Source organism: Pseudomonas sp. LBUM1646 (genome assembly GCF_059716165.1).
The window spans coordinates 4,175,405-4,194,527 of sequence record NZ_CP166810.1 but is presented as its reverse complement, the minus strand read 5'-3'; the positions used below and the strand labels follow the sequence as shown (position 1 = coordinate 4,194,527).

General features: G+C 58.0%; 17 protein-coding genes and 1 pseudogene. 4 read left to right on the top strand and 14 right to left on the bottom strand.

Translation table 11 applies throughout. The features are described from left to right. Positions 1-66 precede the first annotated feature (66 nt). The gene (locus tag ACA071_RS19130) at positions 67-2,547 is read right to left on the bottom strand and encodes a hypothetical protein (protein ID WP_497640606.1); all 2,481 of its coding nucleotides are present in this window, start codon (positions 2,545-2,547) and stop codon (positions 67-69) included. 283 nt (positions 2,548-2,830) lie between these two features. On the opposite strand from ACA071_RS19130, the gene ACA071_RS19125 reads away from it, so the two are divergent. Further along, on the top strand, positions 2,831-3,703 hold the full coding sequence (locus ACA071_RS19125; protein WP_497640605.1) for a DNA/RNA non-specific endonuclease: 873 nt from the start codon (positions 2,831-2,833) through the stop codon (positions 3,701-3,703). 12 nt (positions 3,704-3,715) lie between these two features. On the opposite strand, the gene ACA071_RS19120 is transcribed toward ACA071_RS19125, so the two are convergent. Beyond that, positions 3,716-4,414 carry a tRNA (adenine(22)-N(1))-methyltransferase gene (locus ACA071_RS19120; RefSeq protein ID WP_497645345.1) on the bottom strand — a complete coding sequence of 233 codons (699 nt, stop codon included), beginning with the start codon at positions 4,412-4,414 and terminating at the stop codon, positions 3,716-3,718. Between the two features lie 244 nt (positions 4,415-4,658). Here ACA071_RS19120 and ACA071_RS19115 point away from each other — a divergent pair, with 244 nt between their 5' ends. Beyond that, entirely contained in the window at positions 4,659-7,562 is a 2,904-nt protein-coding gene (locus tag ACA071_RS19115; protein WP_497640604.1) for a sensor domain-containing phosphodiesterase, read from the top strand. A 15-nt stretch (positions 7,563-7,577) separates the two neighbouring features. Here the strand turns inward: ACA071_RS19115 and proP are convergent, their stop codons facing one another. Both proP and ACA071_RS19105 read right to left on the bottom strand, forming a co-directional pair. Beyond that, on the bottom strand, positions 7,578-9,080 hold the full coding sequence (gene proP / locus ACA071_RS19110) for a glycine betaine/L-proline transporter ProP (RefSeq protein ID WP_497640603.1): 1,503 nt from the start codon (positions 9,078-9,080) through the stop codon (positions 7,578-7,580). A 109-nt stretch (positions 9,081-9,189) separates the two neighbouring features. Then, positions 9,190-10,101, bottom strand: a complete 912-nt coding sequence (locus ACA071_RS19105; RefSeq protein ID WP_497640602.1) for a bestrophin family protein — start codon at positions 10,099-10,101, stop codon at positions 9,190-9,192. A gap of 152 nt (positions 10,102-10,253) precedes the next feature. On the opposite strand from ACA071_RS19105, the gene ACA071_RS19100 reads away from it, so the two are divergent. After that, the gene (locus ACA071_RS19100; protein WP_497640601.1) at positions 10,254-11,180 is read left to right on the top strand and encodes a Gfo/Idh/MocA family protein; all 927 of its coding nucleotides are present in this window, start codon (positions 10,254-10,256) and stop codon (positions 11,178-11,180) included. Positions 11,181-11,433: 253 nt separating this feature from the next. Here the strand turns inward: ACA071_RS19100 and ACA071_RS19095 are convergent, their stop codons facing one another. Next, positions 11,434-11,742: a hypothetical protein gene (locus ACA071_RS19095; RefSeq protein WP_497640600.1), complete on the bottom strand. Its 309-nt coding sequence runs from the start codon at positions 11,740-11,742 to the stop codon at positions 11,434-11,436. Between the two features lie 225 nt (positions 11,743-11,967). Beyond that, on the bottom strand, positions 11,968-12,798 hold the full coding sequence (locus ACA071_RS19090; RefSeq protein WP_497640598.1) for an alpha/beta fold hydrolase: 831 nt from the start codon (positions 12,796-12,798) through the stop codon (positions 11,968-11,970). A 291-nt stretch (positions 12,799-13,089) separates the two neighbouring features. Between ACA071_RS19090 and ACA071_RS19085 the strand changes: the two genes are divergently transcribed. Beyond that, complete coding sequence (locus tag ACA071_RS19085; protein WP_497640597.1) at positions 13,090-13,890, top strand: GNAT family N-acetyltransferase; 801 nt, start codon at positions 13,090-13,092, stop codon at positions 13,888-13,890. Between the two features lie 256 nt (positions 13,891-14,146). Here the strand turns inward: ACA071_RS19085 and ACA071_RS19080 are convergent. The 8 genes and pseudogenes from ACA071_RS19080 to ACA071_RS19045 all read right to left on the bottom strand — a co-directional run. Further along, positions 14,147-14,298: pseudogene (locus ACA071_RS19080) on the bottom strand (SOS response-associated peptidase family protein); the annotation flags it as partial. A 99-nt stretch (positions 14,299-14,397) separates the two neighbouring features. Further along, positions 14,398-15,147, bottom strand: a complete 750-nt coding sequence (locus ACA071_RS19075) for a substrate-binding periplasmic protein (RefSeq protein WP_497640595.1) — start codon at positions 15,145-15,147, stop codon at positions 14,398-14,400. Positions 15,148-15,623: 476 nt separating this feature from the next. After that, positions 15,624-16,346, bottom strand: coding sequence for a hypothetical protein (locus ACA071_RS19070; RefSeq protein ID WP_497645344.1), 723 nt, complete (start codon positions 16,344-16,346; stop codon positions 15,624-15,626). A 122-nt stretch (positions 16,347-16,468) separates the two neighbouring features. Then, entirely contained in the window at positions 16,469-17,056 is a 588-nt protein-coding gene (locus tag ACA071_RS19065; protein ID WP_497640594.1) for an SMI1/KNR4 family protein, read from the bottom strand. Positions 17,057-17,111: 55 nt separating this feature from the next. Further along, the gene (locus ACA071_RS19060) at positions 17,112-17,654 is read right to left on the bottom strand and encodes a CbrC family protein (RefSeq protein WP_497640593.1); all 543 of its coding nucleotides are present in this window, start codon (positions 17,652-17,654) and stop codon (positions 17,112-17,114) included. Positions 17,655-17,908: 254 nt separating this feature from the next. Next, a complete protein-coding gene (locus ACA071_RS19055; protein WP_497640591.1) occupies positions 17,909-18,355 on the bottom strand; it encodes a DUF4303 domain-containing protein in 447 nt (148 codons plus the stop codon). After that, positions 18,352-18,684 (bottom strand): DUF7716 domain-containing protein, encoded by a 333-nt coding sequence (locus ACA071_RS19050; protein ID WP_497640590.1) that lies wholly within the window; start codon positions 18,682-18,684, stop codon positions 18,352-18,354. The genes ACA071_RS19055 and ACA071_RS19050 overlap by 4 nt, the downstream gene beginning before the upstream one ends. 55 nt (positions 18,685-18,739) lie before the next feature. Beyond that, on the bottom strand, positions 18,740-19,108 hold the full coding sequence (locus ACA071_RS19045; RefSeq protein WP_497640589.1) for a hypothetical protein: 369 nt from the start codon (positions 19,106-19,108) through the stop codon (positions 18,740-18,742). Between the last annotated feature and the right edge of the window lie 15 nt (positions 19,109-19,123).

Here is a 19,123-nt window from a genome sequence, read left to right as displayed (position 1 = left end):
GTGGTGAGCCGTTCTCTGGAGAGAAGGGGGCGGCCGTCAATGGCCTTGCCCCTTCGATGAACATGACTAGCGCCAATCGCTCAACGCCGATACATCCAATGCTTGCCACGCTTCACCATTCACCAGTTGATCTTCCGTCAGCCAGAGTCCTGAGTACGGGCACAGGGCCTCGGCGGGGAGTGCCAGCAGGTCGCTCAACTTCATCACGTTGATCGAGCCTCGGTCCGTTTCATCCTCGGCTTCCCAGTCGTGCAGAAACAGACGGACCTTCAAGACATCCGCTTTAAAACTTTCAAACTGTGGACGATTGTGCAGCCGCTGCGGTGACTGCCTCAAGGTTCGCGCCTGGACATCCAGCAGCAAAATCTGCCAGGCCAATCGGCCGCCGTGGTCATCGTCGGCGTCGGTATGGAGTCGAGTCAGGGCGAGATAGCGGGCATCCTCGGACCAGATCATCGAGGGCGCGAGATCGCTGATGGCGCAACCGGATGCCGTCAGTAAATGCCCGCCCAGGCGTGGGCTCTGGATGCGCAGCCAACTGTCGGCGTATTCGGTTTCACACCCGAACAGCCAGGCGACATCCTTATCCGTCGGGGCAGGCTGGATGAAGTTGCCATCGGCGATGGCAGACTGTGGCTGTTTGACCAGGCGCCAGTCGGGGAGGACGGTCAGGCCTTGTGTGCTGACCAGCAGCTCACACCACTCATAGTAAAGTCGTGAGTCCGGTCGATGCTGGCAGAAGACAGCGGCGGCGTCCGCCGCGGGGGGTGACTGGTCAAAGCGCTGCAATGGCGTGCCTTGCCGATCCTGATCGAGGCGACCTCGAATCACGGCCACGCTCAGTTTCGCTCCACGAAAGTCCAACACGCGGGCGACCAACAGGGCAGGGCTGTTCAGCAATTGGCGTTCCTGCGCGTCGGCCACCACCACATGACTTGCTGTGGCCGGCGGCAGAGCGAACGGGATCAAGGCGATGTAGCGCCCAGTGTCTGAAACCCGATGATCGAGTTGCCAAACCCCCGGTAAATCCCAGTCGCCAATCCGGCAGGTATAACCGCCAAGCCCCTGGCTGTTGTCTTGCTGCCAGCTGAATTGAGCCCGGGTTTTACCGCTCAAGGGGGCGGACTCGACCTTCGTCGCGCCGCGCTGTCCATCACCCGCCAGCGGCACGGCCAACTGCACGCGAGTCAGCTGCCGTTCCGCGACCTGCATCCGGCCGTTCGGCGCATGGCCCACCTGAGTCTCGCAGTCGCTGTGAATGCTGTACAAGCCGTAACCGTAACGGCCGTGATCAGGCTGTGGGTAGTCGAAGTAGGACGATAACCGCAGGCAGTGGTCATCCAGTTCCAGTGGCTCGCTCCAACCCAGGGAGGGTTCGTTGTCAGCCGGTATCCACGGGCATGGCAGCGCTTGCCAACCTCGGTCCACGTGCCAGAGCCAGTATTCGAGGGCCTGCTCATCAGCCATCCGTGCACGGCAGGCGAACGAGCGGCTATCGGGGTGCCAGATGATGGCGGTGTCGGCCATGATCAGCAACGACGTGGGCTCACCGTTGATGCTCACACGGTATTCCGGGTTCCTCAGCGGGTCGCAAGGCTGCGGCAATTCGCGCAAGCTGATGGGCAGCGCCACACTCGCGTCCAAACGTTGCTGGCCATCGGGGGACGTATGCTGGAGCGTTTCGCGCGCAAGGTTTTGTTGCCAGACACCCGGCTCGATCCACAGGTCGGCAACGGGCACCAGGCTGATCCGCTCAGCCGTCGCCAGCAGTTGCTCCAGGCTGATCTGCCGCGCGCCATTGTCGACCAGGGGGCTGTAACGCCCACTCAGGGTGCCGTCGTTGAAGGCATCGAGTTCCCAGAATTCATCGCACGAACATTGGTAGAGCTGACGCAGCTGTCGATCCAGAATCACCAACCCCCAGGCCTGACGCGAGGGCAAAGGCGCGGCGAAATAACGCCCGTCATTGGAGAAGCGCGCCGACGATCCAAGGCCCTGGAGCAGCACGCCATCGGGGAACAGGTAATCGCACAGGACGGGCCCGCCCATGGCGATTTCGCTGTAGTTGAACACGCGTATGGGCTCGCCCTCGGGTGTTTGCCGGGGTTCGTCCCCACCCCAGGCACTCGCGTCGCCGGAAGACTGGCCCGACGCTAGCGGTGATGACTTGGCCTTCGCCTTCGTTGGATCGACAAGGCCAAGTCGTCGCTCCAGATGACTGACGCACGCCAGCCCGACAAACATCACTACCGCTGCCCCCGCAATGTCCCAGTACGCCGGCAATGCCCGGCCCAGGTTAAATCCGAGGCCGATGGCGGCGGAAGTCATGAACTGGGCAACCCCTCGGCCGGTGCGTAGCCAACCCGCCCGCGCCGCCAGCCACATCAAGGCGGCACAACCCAGTACGACACCGAGCGCCCACAGCAACGGTATGACCGTCACGAGGAAAATCGGGATCAACAGCACGGCGAGTTGCCAAAGCAGATCGAGCAATAATCGCGGCAGGCTTTTTTCGTCAGCAGGTTGGTCGGAAGAGTGGGTCACCATTACCTCGATAATAGATGGGCGAATTCAAAGTGCTACTTGGCGTCGTTAAAACGATGGAGCGCGCAGAGGCATTAATAGAATGTAAAAAGGCTCAGCACTAAAGTGAGTTATCACGGTCCATAAATCCCCCACGACCGTCAGCGGTCGTACTGCGCATCGGTATTTTGATCAAGGAAAGTAAACGCATGCTCGCCGCACTATAATCCGCCACCGCCTCCACTTGGTTCCGTGAATCGGAACTCGCCTTGTGTTTGTCCCTCAATCCCATTCGAAGAATTAAAGCATGCACCTACGCAAAATTGCAGTTGGGCTGTCGGCCCTTGTTTTGCTCTCGACCGGGGCGCAAGCCCGCAGTCTGCTGGATCTCCTCAAACCCGTCACCGAGCATCATCAACAAACGTCCCGCTCGGGCTCGATCAACCAGAACGCCGCCCTGGACCTCTATTCAAACAAACAGAAACAGCCCTCGTTTGACGGCTGCGCAGAGCTGTTCCCGGCCGCGAAACCGATCAGCACCGCCACCGTGCCTGCGACGATGAAACCGATGGCCCTGTGTTCCGACAACTTTGCGGTGCTGTACTCGCAAACCAGCCGGACGCCGCTGTTAGTGGTCGAGCGCCTTAATGCCGCGCAACTAAAGGATGCCAAAGGCGAGGAACGCACCAATCAGTTTTACCCGGACCCGCGCATCCCCAAGAGTGGGCGGGCAGAGTTGAGCGACTACCGCAGCCAACATCCGGCCGTGGACCGTGGCCATCAATCCCCGGCCGCCGATGCACCGAATCCGAATGCCATGGCCCAGTCCTTTGCATTGTCGAACATGGTACCGCAGGACCCTACCAACAACCGGAAGATCTGGAGCAAGGTCGAGGCTGATGTGAGGAAGTTTGCCAAGCGCGCTGATGGCAATGTGTTTGTCTTCACCGGCCCGCTGTTTGACGAAGGCCACAGCACCATCGGCGCCAACAAGGTGTGGGTGCCAACCCGCCTGTTCAAACTGGTTTACGACACATCGTCCCAGCGTGCCTGGGCCTACGTTTTGCCCAACGCTGAAACCCGTATCCAGAAACCGATGGATTACGACACGTTCGTCAAAAGCACCGGGCTCAAGTTACTGGGGAATCTACCGGTGACAGGTTCCGTCGGGCGCTCTTGATGGCTTGATGAACTACGCGCCTAGCAGCTCGGTGATCCACCGGGCTTGCCGGGCGATCTCTTGCAGCTTCTCCTCGGGCACGGCCTGCCGCGCCCGGGTGAAGTTGTCCAGAGTCTTTTGCTTCTCACGCAGAATGCGTTGCCACTTGGCCAGGAACGCCGGGCTGCGCGCCTGCATTTGCAATGGGCCGAAGTACAGCTCTTCGGCGCTGTACATCACCGGCCCGGCGCGTTCGGCGACGATGATTTCGTAGTAGAAGCGGTTCTCCCGCAGCAGCTCCTCGCAGAGGATGCAGTAGCCATTTTCCATCAGCCATTGGCGCAGCGGCTGCTCGCCGCCGTTGGGTTGCAGGATCAGGCGTTCCTGGCCGCTCAGGCGCGCTTTGCCGTGGTCGAGGATGTCGCGAATTGTCTCGCCGCCCATGCCGCAGATGCTGATTGCGGTGATCCCGTCTCCCGGCTCGATCGCCGCCAGGCCACTGGCCAGGCGCACGGTGATTTGCTGCTCCAGGCCATTCTCGCGCACGGTACGTTCGGCCGAGCGGAACGGCGTCATTGCCACCTCGCCAGCCACCGCCGCCGCAATGACGCCACGGCGCATCAACGCCACCGGCAGGTAGCCGTGATCCGAGCCGATATCCGCCAGGCGCGCACCGACTGGCACATGCGCCGCCACGCGCTCCAGGCGCATGGACAATGTCTGTTCGTTCAACTGCAACCCCTTTTCACCACGAACGTCCGGCACCTTTGGCCAGATCGGGGCGCGACTCTGGCGAGCAATGCTGTGCATGTCAAATTCCAGCGAGCAGAACCCTGGCTCAAGTCCGTGCCCTGGTTGGCACTAAAGCGATAAAGCTATTGAAAAAAACCGCTATAAGCTTTAAACGGGAAGATCACTGGCGCAGTGCTAGCAAATAATAAGTAAGTATCGCCAGTTTCTGGCTCAGGAAGCGCTGATGAGTTTTCGCCCATTGACCGACTCCCCAACGCAATCGAACGATTGCGGCGTTAGCGCATCCCAATTGAAAGGGAGCCTGGAAACCGTCGGCATGGCCTACGCTGGCAACGGGGACACCATCGAGCACTTGCTGGACTCGGCCCGCGGCTGGGCCCATACCACCGCGTGGGTGGTTTATCGCGCTGGCGAACAAATGCATCTGGTCGGGCAGGGCGATCCGCAGGTGCAGTGGCCGTCCAGCGTTGCCAATGAAGAGTTTGAAGCCTTTTGCCTGAGCCGGCAGTTGCATCGCTGGCCGACCGGTCGAGGCGAAAGTGTGCTCGGTTGGCTACTCGCACCCATCTGCGATGCCGCGCAACCGGCGCTCGCCGAGTTTGCCCAGCGCCTGGGCATTCAGGTGCAGACCGATACCCTGGCCCGTGCACAGATTACTCAGCGCGTGCTGTATGAAATCACCTACCTGGCCAGTTCGACCCGCGACCGAGCCGTGTTTCTGGTCGGGGTTCACCAGTTGCTGGCCAGCCTGATCGACGCCGAGAACTTCTATCTCGCGCTGTATGACCCGCACACCGGCAAGATGGACTACCCGTATTACGTCGACATCATCGATGTCGAAGCCCTGGAATCGGAGAACTACGAATACCTCGACCCTGCGCACCTGTCGTTGACCGCCCAAGTGTTGACCACCGGCCAACCGTTGCTGATCGACGCCGCCGGCATTCACGCGGCGGAGGCCGAGGGCCGTTTCTACTGCGTGGGTGATTGTCCCGAGTTCTGGATGGGCGCGCCGTTGAAGAACGCTTCGGATGACGTGTTTGGCATGCTCGCGATGCAGGTCTACGACGTGTCCCGGATCTACAGCGCTGAAGACCGCGCGCTGTTTCTGGTGGTGGCCCGCCACGTGGCCATGGCGCTGGACCGGATCCTGCACCGCGCCGACCTGGAAGAGACGGTGCTGCGTCGCACCTTGGAGCTGTCGGAACTCAACGACGCCTTGCGCCAGGAAGTGGCCGACCGCGAGCGCGCCGAACATCTGCAGAGCGCGTTGTTCCAGATTGCCGAACTGTCGAGCCAGCCGGGCGACATGGCCGAGCTGTTTCAAACCTTGCATGGCATCGTCGGTGATCTGCTGTTCGCGCAGAACTTCTACATTGCGCTGTTCGACGATGGGATCAATGAAGTGACCTTTCCCTATTACGTCGATGAGCGGCAGACGGTCCGCCCGGAGGCACGGCGGGGGAGTCGGGGGTTGACCGAGTACGTTATTCGTCAGCGTCGGGCGTGTCTGATTGACGCCGACGAAGCCGAACGATTGACCTCGGAAGGTGAAATCGAAGTCGCTGATGTGTATTACCGATCCTATTCCTGGCTCGGCATTCCGTTGTTCGATGGCGATGTGGTGCGCGGCGTGCTGGCGGTGCAGAGCTATACCTCGCAAGTGCGCTACACCCTGCGTGACCAGGAACTGCTGACGTTCGTGTCGCGGCACATCGACACCGCGCTGTCGCGCCGCACCGCCGCCGAAGCGATCCATGCCGCCAATCTCAAGCTCGAAGCCCGGGTGCAGAACCGCACCCGCGAACTCGATCACGCCAATGCCAAGCTGCAACACGAAAACTCCCACGACGCACTGACCGGGTTGCCGAATCGGACCTATCTGCAACAGCGCCTGAATCTGGCCTGGTCGCAGTTCGGCAGCGACGGCGGGCACCTAGCGGTGATGTTCATCGATCTCGACCGGTTCAAGATGGTCAACGACAGCCTCGGCCACCATTTTGGCGACCTGCTGCTGATGCAGGCCGCCCAGCGTCTGCGCGGTTGCCTGCGCGACACCGACATGCTGGCGCGCCTGGGCGGTGATGAGTTTTCGGTGCTCGCACCCGAAGCGCCGCTGGAGGTGGTGATCGACATCGCCGAACGGATCCTGGTGGCGTTTGACCTGCCGTTTGTCATCAACGGCCATCAGGTTTTTTCGTCCTGCAGCATCGGCATTGTCAGCGCCGACAGTCAGTTCCATCACGAACCCGCCGACTTGCTGCGCGACGCCGATGCGGCGATGTACCGAGTCAAGAGTGCCGGGCGCGACAGCTACGCGGTGTTCAACCAGGAAGTGCGCCGGGAAGTCTCGGACCAGGTCGAGCGCGAAGGGGCGTTGCGCAACGCGCTCAAGCGTACCGACGAACTGCTGCCGTATTTCCAGCCGATTGTCAGCGTCGAAACCGGCGAGCTGTTGGCCCTTGAAGCGCTGATCCGCTGGCACCAGCCGGGCGGCCGAGTAATCGCGCCAGGGGAGTTTCTGCCGGATGTCGAGGGCTTGCGCCTGATCGGTCGTCTGGACCTGTACATGCTGACCAGCGTCGCCGTGATCCTCGCCCAGCCCGAGCACGCCAACTGGCCGCCGGTGCACGTCAATTGCTCCAGCTACAGCATGACCCGCCCGGATTTTGCCAGTGATGTGCTGGCCCTGTTGGCGCGGCATGGGGTCGCGCCGTCGCGGATCTGCCTGGAATTGACCGAAGGCGCGCTGGTGGCCGAACCGGCGATTGCCCGGCTGACCATGCAGCAATTGGCCGACAACGGCATGTCGGTGGTGCTCGATGACTTCGGCGCCGGGTTTTCATCCCTGAGCTACGTGCATCAATACCGCTTCAGCGGCTTGAAGATCGACAAGTCGTTCATCCTCGAACTGACCGCCAGCCCCCGCAGTCGCGCCATCGTCCGGGCGATTGTACGGATGGCCGAGTCGCTGGACCTGAGTGTGGTGGCGGAAGGCGTCGAGGATGAAGCGACCCTGGACCTGCTGCGCGAAATGGGCGCGGGGCAGGCCCAGGGTTATTACTTTGCCAAGCCGATGGGGTTGGCGGCGTTGTTGGCGAGTGAGCTGATCAGTCGCCAGGGTTGATGACGGATCGCCTCGTCAGTCAATGCGCGGATGCTGTTGCACCAGGTTCTTGCGCTTGGCTTCCAATTCGGCGATTTGCGCGTCGATGTCTTCGATCTTCTGTTCAATATTGTCTTCGTGCTCTTGCAGCAGTTCCTTCGCTTCCTCAAGGTCTGACGCTGCCGGGGCCGCGCCGCGCAAGGGCATGTTGGCGGTTTCTTTCATGGTGATGCCGGTCACCAGGCCCACGATGGCGATCACCATCAGGTAGTACGCCGGCATGTACAAGTTGTTGGTGCTTTCCACCAGCCAGGCCACCAGAGTCGGGGTCAGGCCAGCGATCAGCACCGACACGTTGAACGCACTGGCCAAAGCGCTGTAGCGGATGTGCGTGGGGAACATCGCCGGCAGGGTCGAGGCCATCACGCCGATGAAGAAGTTGAGCACCACGGCAATGATCAGCAGCCCGGAGAAAATCAGCCCGAGCTTGCCGCTGTTGATCAGCATAAAGGCCGGAATGGCCAGGCAGAACAGCGCGATGCTGCCGAAGAGGATGAAGGGCCGGCGGCCAATTTTGTCGCTGATAAAACCGATCAGGGGCTGGACGAACAACATGCCGACCATGATCGCGATGATGATCAGCACGCCATGGTTTTCGCTGTAGTGCAGGTTGTGCGAGAGGTAGCTCGGCATGTAGGTGAGCAGCATGTAGTAAGTGACGTTGGTCACCGCCACCACGCCGATGCAGGTCATCAGGCTGCGCCAGTGCTTGGTCGCGACTTCCTTGAACGACACTTTCGGGCCGCGCGCCAGGCCTTCGCGGTCGCCTTGTTCGAGTTTTTCGACATGTTGCTGGAAGGCCGGGGTCTCTTCGAGCGCGTTACGCAAGTAGAGGCCGATCATGCCCAGGGGCAGGGCGAGGAAGAACGGCAGGCGCCAGCCCCATGCCTGGAACTGCTCCTCGCCGATCACGGCGGAAATCAGCACCACCAGGCCGGCGCCGAGGACAAACCCGGCGATGGAGCCGAAGTCCAGCCAACTGCCAAGAAAGCCACGCTTGCGGTCGGGGGCATACTCGGCGACGAAGATCGAGGCGCCGGTGTATTCACCGCCCACGGAGAAGCCTTGGGCCATCTTGGCCAGTAATAGCAGGATAGGGGCCCAGATGCCGATCGTGTCATAGGACGGAATCAGCCCGATGGCAAAAGTGCTCAGGGACATGATCACGATGGTGGCCGCCAGGACTTTCTGCCGACCGTATTTGTCGCCCAACGCGCCGAAGAACAGACCACCCAGAGGACGGATCAGGAAGGGCACCGAAAAGGTCGCCAGCGCGGCGATCATCTGCACGCTGGGGGAGGCGCCGGGAAAGAACACCTTGCCGAGCACATAGGCGACAAAGCCGTAGACGCCGAAGTCGAACCATTCCATGGCATTGCCCAGTGCGGCGGCGGTGATCGCCTTGCGCATCTTGGCGTCGTCGACAATGGTGATGTCGTCCAATCCGATCGGATTGACGGTTTTCTTGCTTGATTTCATGCGGATTACTCTGTCCCTGATCCCTGTCGATGCCATTGTCTTAATGGCGCGCGCTTATTGGTTCAGATACATGAGGACACTGAATAATTCACCGCTAGCCGGTTTTTTGTTAAATCACCGCTGTGCTGGGGTAGCTGAGTCGATCGCCGCCCAACGAATCTCTCTGCATCGACTGGAGGTTTTTCTCGATGGTTTCGCACAGGGCTTCCATCTGAATCTGATGTTCGCTGTCGCGGAACGGGCTTTGGAGATCGGTGCCGATGCGTTCGATGGCCAGCAGCATGAAGCCCACCACCGTCGAGGCCAACGGGGTAAACCAGCCCAGGGACTCGACCAGCCCCACCGGCACAATCAGGCAAAACACTGAAATAAACAGCCGTGGAAAGTAAACGTAAGGGTAGGGCAGCGGCGTATTGGCAATCCGCTCCATGCCGCCCTGGCTGTTGGACAGATCAACCAGGGTCGACTCGAGCCGCGCCAGGCGAATGCTATCCAGGTGCCCGGCCTTGTATTCCTGGGCCAACAGCGCCGCAGAACCGTTGAGAATATCGTTGGCAAAGTTATTGGTAGAGCCACTGCGCGCGAACTCCTCGGCGGGAATAAACGCCTGTACCTCGGGCGGGCACGGCTGACCCCTGAGATGCGCCGCCAGGCAGTTCACATAGGCCACGTGGCGGCGCAACAGGGTTGACTTCATCGGATTGACCTCGTTGCCCGGGTCATCCAGCAACGTCAGTACCTGCCGGGCAAAGCTGCGGGAGTTATTGACCATCGCCCCCCACAACGTGCGCGCTTCCCACCAGCGATTGTAGGCACTGCTGTTGCGAAAACTGATCAGCACCACCAATGCCGAACCGAGCAACGTCAGAGGCATCAGCGGCAGGGTGATCTTGGTGTTGAGAATCAGCATGAAGTCCACGGTGACGGCGATATCCCACAGCAGCAACCAGAACAGGGCCCAGCCTACATAGCCCATGGTCTTGATGATCAGACGGTATTTTTTGATGATGGCGGCTTTCAAGCGCGGACCTCGCGGCGAGTGGGGGGCGTTAATGCTCTAACTCGGACGGTGGTTGTCGGGTAAAGGTTCGGTGGGGGGGCGATCAATGGTCATGAGAGGTGTAACCTTGCCCGCTCGCATACCCGGATAAAAAAAATAATCAGGAGTCATTGATGCAACCGATCCGTCTCGGTCTGGTGGGCTACGGCAAGATTGCCCAGGATCAACACGTCCCCGCTATCCACGCCAACCCCGCGTTCCAGTTGGTGTCTGTCGCCACGCAAGGGCAGCCCTGCGCCGGGGTTGAGAACTTCAAGTCCTTGGGCGAGCTGCTGGAAAACGGCCCGCCCGTCGATGCGATTGCGTTTTGCACACCGCCACAAGGTCGCTTCGCCCTGGTGCAACAAGCACTGGCCGCTGGCAAACACGTGCTGGTCGAAAAACCGCCGTGTGCCACGTTGGGTGAGGCGATGGCGTTGGTGGATCAGGTCGCAGAGCAAGGCGTCAGCGGCTTGTTCGCCTGGCATTCACGCTACGCCCCCGGCATCGAGGCGGCCCGTGACTGGCTGGCCAGCCGCACCCTGCAAAGCGTGCAGGTCGACTGGAAGGAAGACGTGCGCAAATGGCACCCCGGCCAGGCCTGGATCTGGCAACCCGGCGGCCTCGGCGTGTTCGATCCCGGCATCAATGCCTTATCGATTGCCACCCACCTGCTGGCGTTGCCGCTGTTTGTCGAGTCCGCCGAACTGCGCGTCCCCAGCAACTGCCAGTCGCCGATTGCCGCGTCCATCAAAATGTCCGACGCGCGCCACCTCGAGGTCCGCGCGGAATTCGATTTCGACCACGGTCATGACGAACTCTGGAGCATCGAGATTCGCTGCACCGAAGGCGTCCTGCGCCTGGACAACGGTGGCGCCCTGTTGAGCATCGACGGTGTGCGCCAGGCGGTATCGGAGGAGGGCGAGTACGCGGCGGTGTATCGGCATTTTCAGCAGTTGATTGGCGATAAGGCCAGTGATTTGGACCTTCAGCCGTTGCGGCTGGTTGCGGATAGTTTTTTTGTGGGCAGTCGGGCGTCGGTTGAGCCGTTCTACGATTAACGATGCTGGTCAGTTAACAGGACTCAGGCGAAAACCCCACGTTGTAGCAGCTGGCGAAGCCTGCGTTCGGCTGCGAAGCAGTCGTAAAACCTGAATCCGTGGGCATGCTGATACACCGCATCGCCTGATTTAACGACTGCTTCGCAGCCGAACGCAGGCTTCGCCAGCTGCTACAGGTCGCGTTACGGCTTGGATAAGGGGACAGATCTATTTTCTCCGGGAGACTGGCAAATAGCTGTCCCTTATCTTCCTTTCAATCAACCACGTTAAGCTCCAGCTGATCGACTTCGCCAGGTATTTCCTGTATTACAAAACTCATCTTTTTACCCAGATTCGCCCTAAGAAACACAAGAGGAATGATCAACCCAGCAGCGATTGCGCCAGAAGTACCCGACATGTCCAGATAGTCATCTTCAGCACTAACATGAAGACTGACTCTATTAGCAAACTCCCCCGGCTCGAACGTCACCGTTGATCCTTGAGGGCCAACATCTCTCAAGTGAAGATTCATCCCTAACATGCCTTGGATTTTATAACGCGGTGCAACCTTGGAATCAGTCATTTGTTTATCGTCCACTTATCAATCAATAAAGCAGAAAAGAAAGACAGGATCTATTTGATCCAGCTGTCCATCTGGCGTCGTTGAGAGATTAAGTAGGTGGGCGTGGAATATCATCTGTCAGAAATGACAGTTTTTAATACGGATTCGCGATAACAAACAATAAAGTTATAAGGGGCAGATCTGTTTCCTTGAAAATAGATCTGTCCCCTTATCTATATGTACTGCTCAACCGCGAATAAACGCCAATAAATCAGCATTGATCTGATCCGCGTTGGTCGTCGGCATACCGTGGGGGAAGCCCGGGTAGGTCTTGAGCGTGGGATGCTTCAGCAGTTTGGCCGAAAGCGGCGCCGAGTCGGCGAATGGCACGATCTGGTCATCCTCGCCATGCATGACCAGCGTCGGCACCTCAATCGCCTTCAGGTCTTCGGTGAAATCAGTCTCGGAAAACGCCTTGATGCAATCGTAATGCGCTTTTGCACCGCCCATCATGCCTTGACGCCACCAATTGTCGATGACGCCTTGCGAGACCTTGGCCCCGGGTCGATTGAAGCCATAAAACGGCCCCGTCGGCACGTCCACGTAAAACTGCGCGCGGCTGGCAACCAGTGCCGAGCGGAACCCGTCGAACACTTCCAGCGGCAAACCGCCGGGGTTCTTTTCCGACTTGACCATGATCGGCGGCACCGCACTGATCAATACAGCCTTGGCAACGCGCCCCGGTTTGGCTCGCGCGGTGTAGCGCGCGACTTCACCACCACCGGTGGAATGGCCGACATGGATTGCGCCCTTGAGGTCGAGCGCATCGGTCAGCTCGATGACATCGGCGGCGTACGTGTCCATTTCGTTGCCTTCCCACGTTTGCGTCGAGCGCCCATGTCCGCGACGGTCGTGGGCGATCACCCGGAAGCCTTTGAGCAGGAAGAACATCATCTGATTGTCCCAGTCATCCGCGCTCAATGGCCAGCCGTGGTGAAACACGATGGGCGTGGCGTCTTTCGGCCCCCAATCCTTGTAGAAAATCCGGGTGCCGTCTTTGGTCGTGATTGTGTTCATGGCGTGTGTCCCCTTGTGATCTAGTGGGTGTGGGGCGTGCAAAAGGTAGCGGGCTCGTGGTCGCGAACGACGGGGCACGAACGGGCTTGGTCAGTGTAGAAGACGCACGGGGAGGGACACTTGCAAGCGATGGGTGGGGGTTGCTGGTTACAAACTGGGCATTAATAACAGGCGGCTATCGACCCAAAGTGGACGCTGAAGCAGGCTTTCTACTGGCAGGTGTCTGTGCAGGTGCGTATTGTTTGAGGTGCCGCTACCTACCTTGGACATCTCGCAAAAAGGACTATGCACATGGATGTTGGAATGGCTCATGCGATCGAGGCCGCAGAAAGCGAGTATTTGTGTTCACGCGTTGAGAGCCTGTCGCGGGTAAGTGGAAACCCTTTTGGTGCTCGTGTTTTTTTCAACGGAGCTTTTCCATGCTTTCAAGTAAAGGCAACACCTAGCCCGATGTTCAATCGCATCTACGGCGATAGCACCGGCGAACACCAGTCACTGTTGAGCTTGCTTACGGAATCAGCAGAGTATTCGACCGTAACGCCTCTTATCGGGAAGGCCTCGACGTTGGAGCAATACGCTTTTGTGGGGGACGGGCGATTGGAGCGCCTGAGGGGCTGGACGCACCTGCAACTCGCGTGCTCCATCGAGGACGTGGCCTTGAATCACCACTCATTCGAAATCGAAGAGGTCACCTCACACACGCTTCCTGAGTTCGCAGCTGTTCATGCGAGTGGATTTCATACCAAGCCAGAGCACCGTCAGCTAAGCCAAGCTTCGTTTGCGGGGCTGCTGTCAAATGAACGTCTGAAAATCTACATCCTTAAAGCGGATGGACAAGTCGTGGCAGGAGCCTTGATGTATCTGGCCAGCAATGGTATTGCCTACCTTGGGACGGCTGCCACCCGAAAAAATGCACGGGGCTTTGGCTACCATGGAGCCCTGATATCTCACCGGATAGAGCAAGCAAAGAAGCACGGCAGCCTTGTGATCGCCGCAACTGCGCTTGCCAGCTCGCAAAGTCGCCGTAATTTACAGCGTACGGGGCTAGCGACATCCCACGTTCAAGCGCTATATCGCTTGGCAGATAGTTGAGATATAGCGTTGTATGAGCGTCTGCTTTTGGCCGAGGTTGTGTAAAAACGTTTTAGAGCAGGTTTGAGGGTCTGATTCGGAACGAAAATCGCGCGCCTACGCAAATTTCAGATCTGCCGCATAACCAAACGCTGGCAGATTTTACGTAGCGACGCAGACTTCAAAATGGCGCCTGCGTTTTTACACAGCCTGGGCCGATAGCAGTCCTTAGGAAGTGCGGGCGCTGGACAAGCATGCGGGTACCACTGTGGCCAAGCTACTTCGCAATGATCAGATCCGGTCCGTTGTTCCGAGCGTTCCCAACGGCAGTGTCGACCTGAACCACTCGAGCACCTCTGACTGCTCACTTTGGTGAAGCATCATCTGCTCGGCAAGCTCCTTTGGCGTGGCCGGGTTAAGCCATTCCCTTGTTCCAAGGCTGATGGCTGATGTTCATGGCTTATCCTCCGCGTTGAGTGAGAGCAAGGCTGGATAAGTGCGAAGCGGGCTTGCGCTGGTTCCGTGCTTTCATTGCCTGATGGGTTGATTGTATCGATCCTGGATGCGCTCCAGCTCGCCCGAGTGGCGCAGCTGCTCCAGGGCGTGGGCCCAGGAGGCTACCAGTTCGTCGTCACAGTCGCGGCTGAAGGCGATGTACAGCGATGAGCGATAGAGCTCGATGGGAATCTGCCGCAGCGTGCCGAGGGCGATGTTCAACTGGCGGCTGTAGTAAGCCACCCCCGCATCGGTGTCGCCTATGATGATATCGGTGCGCCCGGCTAGCAGCATGCGATAGAGCTGCTGGCTCTCGGTTGCAGTTTTTTCGAGGTTGTTGAAGCCCCGCGACTGCAGAGTCTCGGGTATCAGGCCGGCATGTCTCGTCGTAATTTTTGGGGCGTGCAGTAGCTGCTCCAAGGAATTCACCGGCTGCTGCGCATTGGCTAACTGATAGGGGTGAATGGACTCTTCCACGATCGGTCCGACCCACTTGTATAACGGTTCGCGCTCCGTCGTGCGGAATAGGGAATACATTATGGTCTTGGGCCGGGTCTTCAATGCACGGGCGCTTCGCATACTGGGCAGCAGCACCACCTCAAAGTCATCCCCGGTCAGCGCCATTATGCCTCGAACGATCTCCGTGGCCATGCCGGTGAGCTGATTGTTCTCCTGGTAGTTGTACGGCGCCCACTCTTCAGTAACGACCTGATACTGCTCGGCCCTGACGGGAGTGCCAAGTAATAGACAGAGCAGCGCGGCAGTAAGTGTCGAATGTTTCACGTGTTCTGCCTGGTGGGCTGTGCGGTGATCAAGGGTGGATCTGATTAAAAGGGCGAAATTAGTATAGACCCTGACACACGTCAAACGCCTGATGCAGTCCCGTAAACCGTCAACACGGCGATTGATACATACGAACCAGTACGCATGGCGCAGGTTTCTCAAGAGCGTTTAGCGGATTGCCTCTTATCGGTATCGGTTGGGACACGTAGTGACCGTCCGGTTCTGGCCGATTGTTGCCCGTCACGAAGGGCAGCAACTGAACCAGGCTGTGTGAAAACTCCGATGCCGATACGAAGAGCGCGCTGCTACGCAGATACTGAAAAAGCTTGGCTACCCAACCAACCCGGAATTCACGTAGAAGCGCAGTTTTTCAGGTTGTTTTTTAACCGGACGGAGTGCTGCACACGTTTTCACACAGCCTGGACCCGAAGCTGACTTTCACCGAAGAAGCTTGTCCAGCTGGTTAAAGCGCTTTGCTATCCCGCAGGTCGGAATTCGACCGTCGCGTCTAAAGCTTCAAGTTGGTCCCTCAACCGCCGCAGTTGCAATTTCATACCGCTTCCTGCTTCGAATTGAGGAACTGCGGCAAGCGCCAGTGTGTCCTTCAGTGACAGTCCGCGACATTTACTGATTATCTGAACAACTTTCAGTTTATGAGGGCCTAAGTCATTTACGATCAGGCTGCCTGTTTCAAAGTCGGTCGAATCGTAGCCACCGATATCAGACGACGGTTCCTCCGAAATCTCTGCATTCTGACGTTCGTCGATAACCTCGCACCAGTATTCATTCAGAGGGCCGGCCTCGGCGATGATCAAGCATTTGAATTGGAAGATGTCCTCCTTCACTTCTGCTAGTGCTTCTAGCAGGCGGCCAAAAACCGCGAGGCTCGGTGCTATTTGCACCGCGTCCCATCGTCCGGCGCCGTGGGCTGCGGTATAGACTGGATAACCGCTTTCGGCCTCGACTGCGGCAATAAAAATGGGGTCGTCGAGCCCCGTCATTGCGATGACATACCATTCGGGATGCCAACCGCCGTCAGTATCTGAAACCAGGTTTTCGCCGCTATGGCCATGTGTGCGGAAGCCAGCCTGAAAATCATCGAGGCGCTCGAATTTGGCATAATGCGTGGGCAAAAGAAGATCACCCACTACAGTGCCTTTGTTCAGGAAATCTCGAATGTCTTCGTAGAAGGACTGCATATGCTGATAGTTATCACATAGGGTTTCGTAAATTGCCCTAGAGGTTGAAGCGTCCATCTTGCAATGTCCACTTTTGGCCGATTCGCGTCCGTCGGCAAGGGCAGCAAGCACCAACGATGACTTTATTCATCCTCGTAAATAAACGAGTAGTTGTCATCGATCAGCTGTTGCAGGTAGTGATCGAAGCTTTGCGCAATGACTTTGTAGCTGTCAGGGTCGTGCAGAAATCGCATGACTTGACCCACCGTTCCTCCGGGGGCTGGGTTGAAGTCGATATACAGTCTTGAGGTTCCCCCATTGTTCATGCAGTGGGAGAAGCACAGCCGTTTGTTCATAGGCAATGTGCTGTCGATGCGCGGGCCGATCAGGTCGGTTTCCTGATCCAGGTAGCCCTCATATATCTGCGCAATGCTCTCGGTATCAGCGTGGGCGTCCTCAAGTATCTGCTCTACGGAACTGAGGTAATAGGGGTACTCGAACACATCCGAGCCGAGCATCAGTACCATGATGGTGCCGTCGGGGTAGTCCCTGAAGTGTGTGCCGTCGATCTGGCTGAGCAGTTGCAGCAGGCTTGCCGGGCACAGCGGATAATGCTCTGTGAGCTGCTGCAAGTCTGTCGCCGAAGCGCCATGTGCCAATTTCAGTTGATCGAGGTTTTCAGTCGGCAACACTTGGCGTAGACCGGCAAGATAGGTATCTATGAGAGACATGAAAGTAGTCCTTGCTATAGCGGTGAGATCGGACTCAATGCGCTTGGTTTTTCGTTCAATGGTTGTCTTGATAGGCACCCAGCGCAGAGCAATGGCGGCATCTGAAGAGGTAGGAGGTAGGGCCGTGGTCTTTGTCCAGTGCACTGAAAAACGTGTGCCATTGCGGCCCATCCTCCAGCCCCGTCGCGTCCTGCACGGCAGTCATTGCTTCTGCCCCTAGTGCAAGCAGCTCGGCATGGCCTGCCTTGCCGATGAACTCGCCTGCGTCATTGCAATGGGTAAACCATCGCTCCTGCTGCCAGCCATTAAAACCGGGTGTGCGCTGGCTCAACTCGGCGACCAGCGCTTCATCGAGTTCTTCTTCAGCGTCCAGCCCAATGCTGTCTTCATCGATAAAGGTTGCGCCGAGCCGTTGGTGAGCGCTCCCATCGGCAATGCACCAGGGACAGATGCAGGCTTCGTAATCTTCGACGGCGTATGCCGGCCCCACATAGATGTAGCCGCGAGCCTGGTCGCAGCTGATGCAGATGTTTGTGGAGGGTTGTACCGAGCCGCTGGTAACTGGGTCTGGGTGGTAGGTGAATTGTGGCAGATTCATTGGAAAGTCCTTGATCCAAAGTCATGCCCTGAGCCGGAAGCGTTAGCGTACATCGCAATATTCTTCCTTGAACTTGAGGGCAATGGGGTAAAAACAGTCAGATTGCGAATTGTGGTCATGGTTCAAAATGCCTTTTATCTACATCGATACATCACCCGTCCGAGTGTTGCTCCAGCCAAGACTTGAATTCGACAGCCTGCTCAGGGGTGTTCAACGCACAAATCCAGGCAATTTCCTCAGGTGCGCTTTCAAAGTCAGAAACTGAAAACACATGGATGGCGTGCTCGAAAGTCGAGCCTGTGAGCTTTTGCATGGCTGCCACACATAACGCAAAAAACCTGTCTGCGATGCTGTTCGAAGTTTTCTAGGGAGCTTGCGTCGGCCATGCTCCACAGCGTTTTCGACAGGTCCGCGAAGAAGTGTCCGCCAAAGGCTTCGTGGCTCCACTCGGCGGGAGACCACTTGAAGTACTGACGGTCATCGGGGTTTTCAGCCTGCACACGTTTCAGGTGGTATTTGGTATTAAAGGCCGGCGCCAGGCTTCGCGCATCGACGTCTGAATACAACGCGAATCCGCAGACCTCGGCGTTCGGGAAGTCCTTGCGAAATTGTTCGATTGCCTTGAGGGATGCTGCCTGAATCTTTCGTTGAAGACGTTCGCTACTCAAGGTCAACATCGGGCTTCTCGCTGTACGGGTCATGAGTCGTCGCCAGGCTTGAGTACGATGAACGCATCGTTCTGGTAATAGTATTTAAACGCTATGAAGTAATCATCCAGTGTGGCTTGGACCAGTTGTTGGTTCGTGTTGGAAATAACATCCTCGATCATGGCCGTTTCCAGAGTCTCCACCCAGCCTTCATTGTGCACCTGTGGTGGCAGGTGTTCATTCGAGTTGGTGGGGAAATCCCGACTGTCCAGTGAGAACGCGCCGAGTGTGTCCAGCGTCCACCCGGTATTGGGCAAGTAGAACCAGGCATTGGGCATGTGCTCGATCTGCTGTAGAACTTCGCGGATGCTGTAAGTCTTCATAGGGTCCTCATGAAGGGCTGCTAATGATGTCGTCCAGCGCCGGTGATGGGCGGGATTAGCCCACAACTTCTTTGATCAAGGCATCCATGGATGAAAAGGCCAGCCCGTCGGTGATGGATGGGCACCCCGAGTCCAGCAGATAAAAACGTTCTATCGCAGAACTGTCCACCAGTATCAGCCGGCCGCCTGAGTCATCACCGATCAACAGATACCCGGGGAAGTACTCGGCTATTTCGCATGTCTGTTGACGCTCGGCTATTTCATCCGTCGAATAAATTTTCACAAGGTCTTCGATCATTGCGCCGTCGCAGGACCACCAGAATCTGGTTATCCATGAACCCGGTTTGATGGATAGCTGTTGCACTGCCCGGGTGATTTTTTCGACCCCGGCAGGCGGATTTTTTTCTGTGTAATGCACGTTCATTCGGATGCACCAGAT

Bases quoted from the DNA above. Each gene is read 5' to 3' on its own strand.
- ACA071_RS19130 (WP_497640606.1), bottom strand. From the start codon at position 2,547: ATGGTGACCCACTCTTCCGACCAACCTGCTGACGAAAAAAGCCTGCCG.
- ACA071_RS19125 (WP_497640605.1), top strand. From the start codon at position 2,831: ATGCACCTACGCAAAATTGCAGTTGGGCTGTCGGCCCTTGTTTTGCTC.
- ACA071_RS19115 (WP_497640604.1), top strand. From the start codon at position 4,659: ATGAGTTTTCGCCCATTGACCGACTCCCCAACGCAATCGAACGATTGC.
- proP (WP_497640603.1), bottom strand. From the start codon at position 9,080: ATGAAATCAAGCAAGAAAACCGTCAATCCGATCGGATTGGACGACATC.
- ACA071_RS19100 (WP_497640601.1), top strand. From the start codon at position 10,254: ATGCAACCGATCCGTCTCGGTCTGGTGGGCTACGGCAAGATTGCCCAG.
- ACA071_RS19095 (WP_497640600.1), bottom strand. From the start codon at position 11,742: ATGACTGATTCCAAGGTTGCACCGCGTTATAAAATCCAAGGCATGTTA.
- ACA071_RS19090 (WP_497640598.1), bottom strand. From the start codon at position 12,798: ATGAACACAATCACGACCAAAGACGGCACCCGGATTTTCTACAAGGAT.
- ACA071_RS19085 (WP_497640597.1), top strand. From the start codon at position 13,090: ATGGATGTTGGAATGGCTCATGCGATCGAGGCCGCAGAAAGCGAGTAT.
- ACA071_RS19070 (WP_497645344.1), bottom strand. From the start codon at position 16,346: ATGCAGTCCTTCTACGAAGACATTCGAGATTTCCTGAACAAAGGCACT.
- ACA071_RS19065 (WP_497640594.1), bottom strand. From the start codon at position 17,056: ATGTCTCTCATAGATACCTATCTTGCCGGTCTACGCCAAGTGTTGCCG.
- ACA071_RS19060 (WP_497640593.1), bottom strand. From the start codon at position 17,654: ATGAATCTGCCACAATTCACCTACCACCCAGACCCAGTTACCAGCGGC.
- ACA071_RS19055 (WP_497640591.1), bottom strand. From the start codon at position 18,355: ATGACCCGTACAGCGAGAAGCCCGATGTTGACCTTGAGTAGCGAACGT.
- ACA071_RS19050 (WP_497640590.1), bottom strand. From the start codon at position 18,684: ATGAAGACTTACAGCATCCGCGAAGTTCTACAGCAGATCGAGCACATG.
- ACA071_RS19045 (WP_497640589.1), bottom strand. From the start codon at position 19,108: ATGAACGTGCATTACACAGAAAAAAATCCGCCTGCCGGGGTCGAAAAA.